This is a genomic window from Flavobacterium sp. FlaQc-49 (genome assembly GCF_044005985.1).
GTDB classification, from domain to species: Bacteria; Bacteroidota; Bacteroidia; order Flavobacteriales; family Flavobacteriaceae; genus Flavobacterium; species Flavobacterium cupriresistens.
On record NZ_JBIPCS010000004.1, the window covers coordinates 58229 to 69326 of the forward strand.

The window sequence follows — 11098 nt, forward strand, 5'->3', positions numbered from 1 at the left end:
TGCTGATTTTGATGAATAGGTTGGGAGACTATTAAAATATTTTTCTCACAAATTAGTAATTTATATCTAAAAGCAAATGATACATTTTATATTTCCTTATTTTTGAAACATGAAACAACTGCTACTTCTATTTTTGCTTTCGCCATTAGTAATGTGCTCGCAATCTAATTTCGAAAAGGGAGAAAAATTGTTTCACGCAAAAAAATACGATGAAGCGCAAAATCTGTTCGAAGAGGTTTTGAAAAGTAAACCATCAGATACAAAAGTTATAGAGTATTTAGGTGACATTGCTTCTTATAATAAATCATGGGAAGAAGCAGTTGGATATTACAAAAAACTGAAAGAGTTAAAACCAACGGAAGCTAATTATTATTTTAAATATGGCGGTGCTCTTGGAATGCGGGCTTCAGAAGTAAATAAATTTAAGGCTTTAGGAATGGCAACCGAAGTGCGGGAATCATTTGAAAAAGCGATAGAACTTAATCCAAAACACCTTCAGGCTCGTTGGGGGTTAATCGAATATTATTTGCATTTGCCCGGTATTTTTGGAGGAAGTGAGACTAAGGCAATTTCTTATTCAGTAGAATTAATGCAATTGTCTGCGGTAGACGGATACTTGTCAAAAGGAAGGATTGAAGAATATTTTAAACGCTATAACTCGGCCGAAAAATATTATATGAAAGCGAATGAAATTGGTAAATCAAAAACTACGTTTCAAAAATTATATAATTTATATTTGAACAAATTAAAAGACCCAAAAAAAGCACGGGAATTAAAACAAAAATTTGAGGCCTAATAAATAGATCTTTAAAGTATTAGGATTCGGAATTTAAGATAAAATTGGAATTTAAAATGAAAACACATTTCATCGCTATAGGCGGAAGTGCCATGCATAATCTGGCATTAGCATTGCATAACAAAGGATATCAGGTGACGGGAAGCGATGATGCTATCTTTGAACCGTCAAAATCAAGGTTAGAGAACAAAGGAATTCTTCCTGCTGAATTAGGATGGTTCCCTGAAAAAATCACGGCGGATCTTGATGCGATAATTTTAGGAATGCATGCAAAGGCAGATAATCCGGAATTGCTAAAAGCACAGGAATTGGGTTTGAAAATATATTCTTATCCGGAATTTTTATACGAACAATCTAAAAATAAAACCCGTGTTGTAATCGGTGGTTCGCACGGAAAAACGACTATAACTTCGATGATTTTGCATGTTATGCATTATCATAATATAGAAGTGGATTATATGGTCGGAGCACAATTGGAAGGTTTTGACACCATGGTGCATCTTACTGAAGAGAATGATTTTGTGGTTTTAGAAGGTGATGAGTATTTGTCCTCTCCAATCGATAGAAGACCAAAATTTCATTTGTACCAACCTAATATCGCTTTGATTTCTGGAATTGCATGGGATCATATTAATGTTTTTCCAACCTATGAGAATTATGTGGAGCAATTTGAAATCTTCATTGGTAAAATTACAAATGGTGGAATTTTAGTTTACAACGAAAATGATCCTGAAGTAAAACGTGTTGCCGAAGCAGCAACAAATCCAATTCGTAAATTAGCTTATGAAACTCCCGAATATACCGTTAGTGATGGGGTTACTTTGCTAAAAACTCCCGAAGGAGATATGCCTATTGAAGTTTTTGGTGCGCATAATTTAAATAACCTTGCCGGAGCTAAATGGATTTGCCAGAATATGGGGGTTGATGAAGCCGATTTCTACGAAGCCATTGCCAGTTTTAAAGGGGCGTCTAAACGTCTGGAGAAAATTGCAGAAGGAAAAGGAAAGGTAGCTTACAAAGATTTTGCTCATTCGCCAAGTAAGGTAGCTGCAACTACCAAAGCGGTAAAAGAACAATATCCGAACAGAACTTTGGTGGCCTGCTTGGAATTGCATACCTACAGTAGCTTGAATGCTGAGTTTCTAAAGGAATATGAAGGAGCATTGGAATATGCCGATGTGGCAGTGGTGTTTTATTCTCCCGATGCTGTTAAGATTAAACAGCTTGAAGAAGTTACTTATGAGCAAATTGCAAGTTCATTCAATAGAAAAGATTTAATTATTTATACTAATCCTGTTGAATTTAAGGAATACCTGTTCAATTTAAATCTCGAGAATTCTGCATTGCTTTTGATGAGTTCAGGGAATTACGGAGGATTAAATTTTGATGATGTTAAAGGACTAATCGAATAGCCTTTATCCAAATATTTTTTAAGAGCCAATTGACAGTTTGTTAGTTGGCTTTTTTATTTTACATATTTATAATGTCCTACAATTTCATAATCAAATAAACAATCTTCCAAAACCTGGCCCCCGCCAACATTGTGTACAATCAGATTTCGTTTCCCGTCTTTTGATTTTTTGTTGGTAACAATTCCAATATGAGGAAGTTTGCCATTGATCATCCAGGTTACTATTTCACCTGTTTTATAAGCAGACGGATCTTGGTTTATGGCAAGTTTCTGCCCCTTTCGTTCAAAGAAAACCTCTAGATTTGGGACCCTTCTATGATCTATATTAGGGTCTGTTTTTGTCATTCCCCATTTTTCTAAATTGGGATAGGCAGAGAAGTTTGCAATCATATCTTCGTGTACTTCTTTTTGTAAATCGATACCCAGTTTTCTGTAGGAACGGATGATAACATCTGTACAGACGCCTTTATTTTTAGGAACATCTCCATTGGGATAGGGTATAGAAAAATAAGCAGGGTCATATTCTATTGTGGGATCAATGATCGAAATTGCGGCATCAGATAGTTTTTCTTCAAATGTTTTTATCGCCTGATTTGAAGTCAATGAAATTATTTTACTCTCTTTTTTTTGTTGACAGGAATAGGATATAATTAAAAGGAAAAGAATAGAAAAGTATTTCATTGTTTTTTATTTAAATGTAGGAATAATTTAAATGATAATTTATGTTTATTTTGAATGAATTTTCTTAGTTTTTACTTAAATTTGAAGGATAAGATATTTACCTAAATTTTTACAGATGGAAGCGATACATTTCCCTATAAGAAACTGGTCAGAAGACGACAGACCACGTGAAAAGTTAATGCTAAAAGGCAAAAGTGCTTTGAGCGATTCAGAATTAATTGCAATTTTAATTGGATCCGGTAACAGAAACGAATCGGCCGTTGATTTAAGTAAAAGAATCTTGACCACTGCTGATAATCTCAGTACTTTGGGTAAAATGTCGATTCCTCAATTGATGAATTTTAAAGGAATAGGTGAGGCGAAAGCAATCAGTATTGTCGCTGCTTTAGAATTGGGGCGTCGCCGTAGAAGTGAGGATTCTGTAGAATTGATTAAAATTACATCCAGCAAGTTGGTCTTTGAGATTATGCAACCCATAATTGGCGATTTACCACATGAAGAATTTTGGGTTCTTTTTCTAAATAATTCGAATAAAGTAATTTTTAAATCACAACTAAGTAAAGGAGGAATAGCAGGTACAATTGTTGATGTACGCCTAGTTTTTAAATTAGCTTTAGAAAAAGGCGCTACAGGCTTGATTTTGTGTCATAATCATCCTTCGGGGGCATTATCTCCAAGTGATGCAGATAAGAAAATTACAAAGACATTAAAATTGGCAGGAGACAGCTTAGATGTTAAAGTTTTAGACCATTTGATTATTACTGAAACAAAATATTATAGTTTTGTAGATGAAGGAATTTTTTAATATATGAACACTACTATTACCGATATCTTTTTTGATTTAGACCATACACTTTGGGATTTTGATAAAAACTCTGAGATGACTTTTAATCGTATTTTTAAAGAGAAATCTCTAAACATAAACACAGCCGATTTTATTGATAAATATGTGCCGATAAACCAAGCGTGCTGGAAACTGTACCAACATGATAAAATCACACATCAGGAATTGCGATATAATAGACTGAAATTTTCTTTTGATGAATTAAACTATGAAATTTCGGATGAAGATATCGATTTGATTGCAAATGAGTATATCGAGCTCTTAACAGAGAATAATCACCTTTTTGATGGTGCTATTGAAGTATTGGAATATTTGAAGCCAAAATACAAATTGCACATTATTACCAATGGTTTTGCCCAGGTTCAGGATAAAAAAATAAATAATGCAGCTCTTGGGGGGTATTTTAGCACGATCACTAATTCGGAATTGGCAGGTGTAAAAAAGCCAAATAGTATTATCTTTGATTATGCACTCAATTTAGCTCAAACGACCAGGGAAAATAGTATTATGATAGGTGATGATCTTGACGCAGATGTTAATGGTGCTTTAAATGCAGGTTTAGATGCTATTTTTTTTAATGATAAAAAGATTGAAGCCCCGACAAATTTTAAACAAATAAATCATTTATTAGAACTTAAAAAATATTTATAATTATGAAAATTAAATTTTTACTGACAGCACTTTTATTTTCGGTTATTGGATTTTCACAATCCGTTAATGATTATAAGGCTGTCATTATTCCGTTGCGATATGATTTTATTAAAACAGATAATCAGTACAGATTGGCAACTAGAACTAAATCAAATTTGCTTAAAGCCGGTTTTAATGCATTTTATATCAATGAAGAAATCCCTGCAGAATTAAACGATCGTTGTCAGCTTTTATATGTTGATGTAAAGAAGGAGGGAGGCTTTTTAGTAACGAAGCTTTTTGTTGAATTAAAAGATTGTTATGGGAAAGTGATTTACACTTCGGAGATTGGAAAAAGCAAAGAGAAGGATTATGAAATTGCGTATAGAGAAGCACTTGATGGCGCTTTTGTTTCGGTAAATAGTTTACATTATAAATATAGTGGAAATCCGGTTGCAGCTCCTGCAACGAGGGTGAACACTGTTGCGTCTTTACCTGTTGTTGCTACCGCTGCTGTTGCAACTACTGCAGCTGTAAATACTGTTGCAGCTCCGGTTGCAGATGTTTCAGATCCAAATTTACTATACGCACAGCCAACAGAAAACGGATATCAGTTAATTGATAAGACTCCAAAAGTAGTGATGAAATTGTTTAAAACGTCTCGCTCAGATTCCTTTATAGCAATAAAAGATACTGTTCAGGGTACATTAAATGCTAAAGACAATCAATGGTATTTTGAGTACTATCAAAACGATAAACTGGTATCTGAAAAAGTTACGGTTAAATTCTAAATATAAGATTTGGTTTTAATAACCATATTTGTCTTTCCAACGGTTCTTTAAAAATTCGCGGTTGCTATTCTCTCGAGAATTGCTTCCCGGATTGTAAAGAACCGTTTCTTTTACGGCGTCCGGCAAAAATTCCTGTTCGGCAAAATTATTGGCATAATCATGAGAGTATTTGTAATCTTCACCATACCCCAGTTCTTTCATAAGCTTAGTTGGGGCATTGCGTAAGTGAATAGGTACTGGTAAATCTCCGGTTTGCTTGACCAATTGTTGTGCAGTTCCGATAGCCATATAAGAGGCATTGCTTTTTGGCGAGGTTGCCAGATAAATGGCGCATTGACTTAGTATGATACGACTTTCAGGATACCCAATGGTTGATACAGCCTGAAAAGTACTGTTTGCCATGATAAAGGCTGTAGGGTTGGCATTTCCAATATCTTCGCTCGATAAAATAAGCATTCTTCGTGCTATAAATTTTACATCTTCACCACCTTCGATCATTCGTGCTAACCAGTAAACAGCTCCATTTGGATCACTGCCTCTAATTGATTTTATAAATGCAGAAACAATGTCATAATGTTGCTCTCCCGTTTTGTCATACAAAACCGTATTTTGCTGTACCAGTTCAAATACACGATCATTTGTAATGATAATTTCTCCGTCTGGCGAGGCATTTATCACTAACTCAAAAATATTAAGTAGTTTCCTGCCATCTCCGCCAGAAAGTCGTAATAGTGCTTCTGTTTCCTTGAGCGTTATGTTTTTTGAAGCTAATTCGGTGTCCGTTTTCATGGCACGGTGTAATAAAGCTTCCAGATCATGTTTGCTAAAAGCATTCAGGATGTAGACTTGACAGCGTGATAGTAATGCGGGGATAACTTCAAAACTCGGATTTTCTGTAGTGGCACCAATTAATGTAATCCAGCCTTTCTCTACAGCTGCCAAAAGTGAATCCTGTTGTGATTTGCTAAACCTGTGAATCTCATCAATAAAAAGAATTGGATTTTTGGCCGTAAACAATCCGCCACTTTGTTTTGCTTTTTCGATGACGTCCCGAATATCTTTTACCCCCGAGTTTATGGCACTTAAAATATAAAATGGACGTTTTGATTCTTGTGCAATAATCTGGGCTAAGGTTGTTTTTCCTGTACCCGGTGGACCCCAAAAGATTAACGAAGGAATTGCTCCTCTTGAAATTTGCTGTGTCAAGGAACCATTTGGTCCAACCAAGTGAGCTTGACTAATATAATCTTCTAATTTCTGTGGACGAATTCGTTCGGCTAAAGGTGCTTCCATTCTGTAAAATTACTATTTTCAATTTTAATTTTATATTTTTAGGAGTATATTCCTGTTGTACAATTCTATTTTGTTGCTACTGATAACAATATTTTTGATAGCTGACAAATTAACAGTAAATTGTAATTGGATAGTTTTTTGATGGTTATCAATCGAACGGAATATTATATTATGAACGACAATCACTTTAAATTTTCAACCACCGTAATTGGTCTGCCTTTGTTTTTTGTCCTTTTTCTTTGGATTGTCTATTGGTTTCAAATTCGTTTTGATTTGGATTTTTATCGAAATGGTATTTATCCACGGGATTTTTCGGGTTTGCAAGGAGTTTTGTTTAGCCCTTTTATACATGAAAATTTAGGTCATTTGTATAATAACTCCATTCCGTTGTTTGTGTTATTGGCTGCGCTGCAATTTTTTTATCCCAAACAGACTTTAGGTGTTATTGGTTTTGGGATTTTATTTTCAGGATTTATTACCTGGGTTATTGGTCGGGAGAACTATCATATCGGAGCTAGTGGTTTGATTTATGTTTTGGTTAGTTTTATTTTTTTCAAAGGAATTCAGACACGTTATTACCGTTTAGTAGCTCTTTCTTTTTCTGTTGTTTTACTTTATGGTGGTATGATTTGGTATGTTTTTCCGGATGTAGATCAGTCCATTTCCTGGGAAGGGCATTTAGCGGGATTTGTCACCGGTTTTGTTTTGAGTTTATTTTATAAAGCGTCTGAATATGCAAAACCAATTGTTTACGATTGGCAGAAGCCGGATTTTGATCCTCAAGACGATGCATTTATGAAGCATTTTGATGAGAATGGAAATTTTGTTAATACCGAGATCGAAGAAGAAGAGGTGATTTCGAGTTATTTTAGCTCTGATGTTTTGGTTAATTATACCATTAGAAAAAGTGATGAAATCGACGAAATTGAATAGTTTTAATATGATGAAATTTGCTTTTATAAAATGAGTACTTTTGTTTTAATGATTTAATTTCTAAATGTTTAATTATGAAAAGTGTCGTCTTTGTAGTTCTTTCGGTTTTCTTTTCTGTATCGGTTGTTGCTCAATGTGAAATTCATAATAAAGTGCAGGCTGACGGATCGATGTCCTATTTTTTGGAACCGGCAACTTTTTACACTACAAAATCAAAGTCATTAAAGATTGGAATTGTTACGGATAAAGAGAGCTATTTTATTGCCTTACAGCCGATTCCATTTCCTTCTAAGGGAACTGGACAAAAGATAAAAGAAGATTTGATTATTGAGTTGTCAAATACTAATAAGTATAAACTACAGCATTTCGATACCCGTTATATAAAACATGATTCTGTTATGCAGGTGCTGTATCTGATTGACAAAAAAGATTTAAAAGACTTTTCTGTTTTTGAAGCAGTTTCAGCTGATATAAATATGGAAGGAACAGAGTTTGTGAGAAACTATGCTTTTAAATTACATAAAAAGGCAATAATGCAGCAGTTAAATTGCTTTTTGAAAGAAGAGGAATGATGTGTTACTCGTCCTCTTTAGTAACTGGGGGATCATTTTTGTGAGATAGTTTCTTTCTAACGTTTTTGTACAGATTGTTAAAAGTTAGGGTTAACGAAGCTGCATTTACTATTTGATCACCATTGTTTCTTGGGAGGTATTCATTGGCATAAGTAAGTTCAAGCTGTATGTCATCATTAAATAAATAACCGGCTCCGATATTAAATCTATTTCGATCGAAGAAACTTTCTCCGGTCACTTTTGTGCCGGATTTTAAGAATATTTCATCAGAGGCTATTGCGTAAATGACTCCTTTTCGTAGTACTTTACTATTTAATGGTTTTAGGTATTTAATTTGTTGCCGATACCGTAAAACGTTTTCATATTCTAGATTTTCATCTCTAATGTGTCGCAGCTCTAAACGCATTCTCGTGGTTAAACTATAACCTATTTTGTGAAAATAGTAGGTGCCCTGAAGCGCAAATCTCCATTCCGGGGATTTAAATTGTCCAATTTCTGGTACATCCTTATTGTCGTAATAAGCTACGAAAGCTGAAGTCTTCCATCTCGGAGTTAGGTAGTAATTTCCCCAAAATCTAAAAGAGCGCTGTACATTATTTTCGAAAAGATTGGGAGAGGATTCTGTACTGCTAAAAGAGTTTGCGAGATCTAATTCTGCAGACCATTTTTCGTTTAAAGTACGTGTAAATTGAATCTCATTCCAGAATTGATTATAGGTAGTCTTTTGTCCATAACAGTAATCTGAAAGTACTGTTATGGATAAAAGTATGAAAAGTTTTTGTAAGGATCGTTTTAACGGCAAGTATGAATGCATTCGATTTTAAGTTAAAATTATTCATTACCAATCTAAAATCTAAACTTCTGATCTATTTAGCTTCTTTGACGTACAGCCTCATATAAGAATGCTCCACAAGCAACAGAAACATTTAAAGAACCAATGGTTCCAAACATTGGAAGTTTTGCTTTTTCATCTACAATTTTAAGTACAGACGGGTTTATTCCGCGATCTTCAGATCCCATTATTATTGCAACAGGTTCGTTTAAAGATAAATCATAAATAGTTTGCTCTGTTTTTTCAGTAGCGGCAACGGTTTTGATTCCTGAACCTTGTAAATAAAAGATCGCATCTTTAATATGTTCAACTTTGCAGATAGGCACATTAAAAACGGCCCCGGCTGATGTTTTAACAGTATCTCCATTCACAGGAGCAGATCCTGCTTTCTGAACGATGATTCCGTTTACACCTGTACATTCAGCAGTACGAATAATAGCGCCAAAATTTCTTGCATCTGAAATCTGATCCAGTATAAGAAATAAAGGTTTGGTGCCTGACTCGATTGTTGATTCAACCAAATGTTCTAAATCGATAAAACCAATAGGGGAGATTGTTGCTACAGCACCCTGGTGATTGTTAGGTGTTAGTCGATTTAGTTTTTCTACAGGAACATAGGAAAAATTTATGTTGGCGCGTTTCATCACCTTCATCAAATCTTTCATTAGCTCACCGGAAATCTCTTTTTGGATGAATACTTTATCTACTTCTTTACCTGCCTGAATTGCTTCTATAATGGCTCTAATTCCAAATATTTGATGTTCTTTTTCCATAGGGCAAATATAGGGATAATGTTTATATAAAAAAAAACCACTCTGAATGAACAGAGTGGTTTAATATATTTATTTGAGAATAAAATTAGAATTTATCCCAGAATAATTTTGTTGTCAATAAATCTCCACCGATTGCTGTAGATGCAGCTTTCCAGTTTGAGTTATTTACTTGTTGTTCAAGAGCAGGATAAGCCATTCTCACAGGAACTTTACCACCTGCATTGATAATAGCAGTAGTTGGAGCTGTTAAAACAGGGAAATCTAATCTTCTCCAGAAATTCCAAGAAGTTAATCCTTGATTAAACATCGCTACCCAAGCTTGCTCTCCAATTGATTTTTTCCAATTAGCAGCATCATATGGTTTTGTTAGAAGATATGCTGTAGCCTGTGCCGGAGTACCACCCCATTCTACGATAGATGCAGTTACGGCTGTAGTGTAAGCTGTTGCTGCTGCTGCTGGAGTCCAACGTGCATTAGCCTCAGCAATATAAAAAGCAACTTCTGTGTAGTTTAAAATAACACCTGGTGTTGTTGCGGTGTAAGCAAATTCGCCAATATTAGAAAAAGTTCCAAATTCACCACCTTGACCAATTACTTGACCAACATAAGTTCCACCAGTTATTGGATCATAATAATGGCTTATTCTTGGATCATTAGTTGTGTTCATGTAGTCAACTAATGTTTTTCCAGCGAAGAAATCATCTCTTCCACTTGCAGAAAGGTTCTCAAACAAAGGATTGTAGTTTGGCGATGCAGCTAAATACGGTAATTGAGCATTATCAGCAGGAGAAGTCATTACTCCAGCAGCAATAGCTGCATTTGCAGTAGTTTGTGCTAAAGTTGGATTTGAATCTGCTATTCCTATTGCTAGTTTTAATTTTAAGGAATTTGCAAATATTCTCCACTTTTGAATAGATCCAGCGTAATATTTGTCACCATCAGTAAAAGTGTCAAAGTCAGTGGTTGATGTAGTGTTTACTAATTTAGCAGTGGCTGCATCAACTCTTTTAATCAAATCTACGTAGATAGTAGCTCCGTCATCATATACAGGTAATGGATAAGCATTAAGATTTGCTGCCTGAGTATAAGGAACGTTTCCAAAAGTATCTACTAAAAGCTGATAAGTGTAAACTTGCATTAAGTCAACTATTGCTAATTGATTTTGTTTGTTAACAGGCCAGTTTGGTGCCTCGGTTGGTGTTGGATCATATACATTGATAATTTCTTTTGCCTTACCAAGGTTGTTTAGGATGTTTACATAATTAAGCAAAAAGATGTTATTAGAAACATTTCTGTTTGTAAAATCATAATTACTCTCGTTTACGTAAGTTGTTTCCTGCCAATACTGCATCGTCAGTCTAAAGTTGTTTTCGTTTACACTTGGTGTATTTACGTAATCACTTAATTCCTTTTGCGTGTAAGTAACTAGTGATCCCGGTACAGTGGTATATGCACTGTGTGGGTCTGTATTTATGTCCTCATTAACACAAGCTGTCATCGACAGACCAATGGTTAATATTGCTATGATTTTTTTCATTTCCA

At 34.7% G+C, this 11098-nt stretch carries 12 protein-coding genes; 7 read left to right on the plus strand and 5 right to left on the minus strand.

Annotation, left to right across the window (positions count from 1 at the left end):
• The first annotated feature begins 109 nt into the window (after positions 1-109).
• Together ACHRV3_RS09725 and murC are read left to right on the plus strand one after the other, a co-directional pair.
• Entirely contained in the window at positions 110-796 is a 687-nt protein-coding gene (locus ACHRV3_RS09725; RefSeq protein WP_395434493.1) for a tetratricopeptide repeat protein, read from the plus strand.
• A gap of 56 nt (positions 797-852) precedes the next feature.
• Positions 853-2208 carry a UDP-N-acetylmuramate--L-alanine ligase gene (gene murC, locus ACHRV3_RS09730; protein WP_395434494.1) on the plus strand — a complete coding sequence of 452 codons (1356 nt, stop codon included), beginning with the start codon at positions 853-855 and terminating at the stop codon, positions 2206-2208.
• Between the two features lie 53 nt (positions 2209-2261).
• Here murC and ACHRV3_RS09735 read toward each other — a convergent pair whose 3' ends face one another.
• Complete coding sequence (locus tag ACHRV3_RS09735; RefSeq protein WP_395434495.1) at positions 2262-2888, minus strand: DUF1287 domain-containing protein; 627 nt, start codon at positions 2886-2888, stop codon at positions 2262-2264.
• Positions 2889-3003: 115 nt separating this feature from the next.
• Here ACHRV3_RS09735 and radC point away from each other — a divergent pair, with 115 nt between their 5' ends.
• From radC to ACHRV3_RS09750, 3 genes are read left to right on the plus strand one after another with little or no spacing between them, the layout of a single operon-like run.
• Entirely contained in the window at positions 3004-3693 is a 690-nt protein-coding gene (gene radC / locus ACHRV3_RS09740) for a DNA repair protein RadC (protein WP_047774337.1), read from the plus strand.
• 3 nt (positions 3694-3696) lie between these two features.
• Positions 3697-4383, plus strand: coding sequence for a YjjG family noncanonical pyrimidine nucleotidase (locus tag ACHRV3_RS09745; RefSeq protein ID WP_230003397.1), 687 nt, complete (start codon positions 3697-3699; stop codon positions 4381-4383).
• A 2-nt stretch (positions 4384-4385) separates the two neighbouring features.
• The gene (locus ACHRV3_RS09750; protein ID WP_395434496.1) at positions 4386-5153 is read left to right on the plus strand and encodes a hypothetical protein; all 768 of its coding nucleotides are present in this window, start codon (positions 4386-4388) and stop codon (positions 5151-5153) included.
• 15 nt (positions 5154-5168) lie between these two features.
• Here ACHRV3_RS09750 and ACHRV3_RS09755 read toward each other — a convergent pair whose 3' ends face one another.
• Positions 5169-6446, minus strand: coding sequence for a replication-associated recombination protein A (locus ACHRV3_RS09755; RefSeq protein ID WP_395434497.1), 1278 nt, complete (start codon positions 6444-6446; stop codon positions 5169-5171).
• Between the two features lie 171 nt (positions 6447-6617).
• On the opposite strand from ACHRV3_RS09755, the gene ACHRV3_RS09760 reads away from it, so the two are divergent.
• Together ACHRV3_RS09760 and ACHRV3_RS09765 are read left to right on the plus strand one after the other, a co-directional pair.
• Complete coding sequence (locus tag ACHRV3_RS09760; RefSeq protein ID WP_395434498.1) at positions 6618-7379, plus strand: rhomboid family intramembrane serine protease; 762 nt, start codon at positions 6618-6620, stop codon at positions 7377-7379.
• Positions 7380-7453: 74 nt separating this feature from the next.
• Entirely contained in the window at positions 7454-7951 is a 498-nt protein-coding gene (locus tag ACHRV3_RS09765; RefSeq protein ID WP_230003391.1) for a hypothetical protein, read from the plus strand.
• 4 nt (positions 7952-7955) lie between these two features.
• On the opposite strand, the gene ACHRV3_RS09770 is transcribed toward ACHRV3_RS09765, so the two are convergent.
• The 3 genes from ACHRV3_RS09770 to ACHRV3_RS09780 all read right to left on the minus strand — a co-directional run bounded on the left by ACHRV3_RS09770 (position 7956) and on the right by ACHRV3_RS09780 (position 11093).
• Entirely contained in the window at positions 7956-8765 is an 810-nt protein-coding gene (locus ACHRV3_RS09770; RefSeq protein ID WP_395434499.1) for a DUF2490 domain-containing protein, read from the minus strand.
• Between the two features lie 56 nt (positions 8766-8821).
• Positions 8822-9556 (minus strand): 23S rRNA (guanosine(2251)-2'-O)-methyltransferase RlmB, encoded by a 735-nt coding sequence (gene rlmB, locus ACHRV3_RS09775; RefSeq protein WP_047774328.1) that lies wholly within the window; start codon positions 9554-9556, stop codon positions 8822-8824.
• Between the two features lie 85 nt (positions 9557-9641).
• Positions 9642-11093 (minus strand): SusD/RagB family nutrient-binding outer membrane lipoprotein, encoded by a 1452-nt coding sequence (locus ACHRV3_RS09780; RefSeq protein ID WP_395427732.1) that lies wholly within the window; start codon positions 11091-11093, stop codon positions 9642-9644.
• Positions 11094-11098 lie beyond the last annotated feature (5 nt).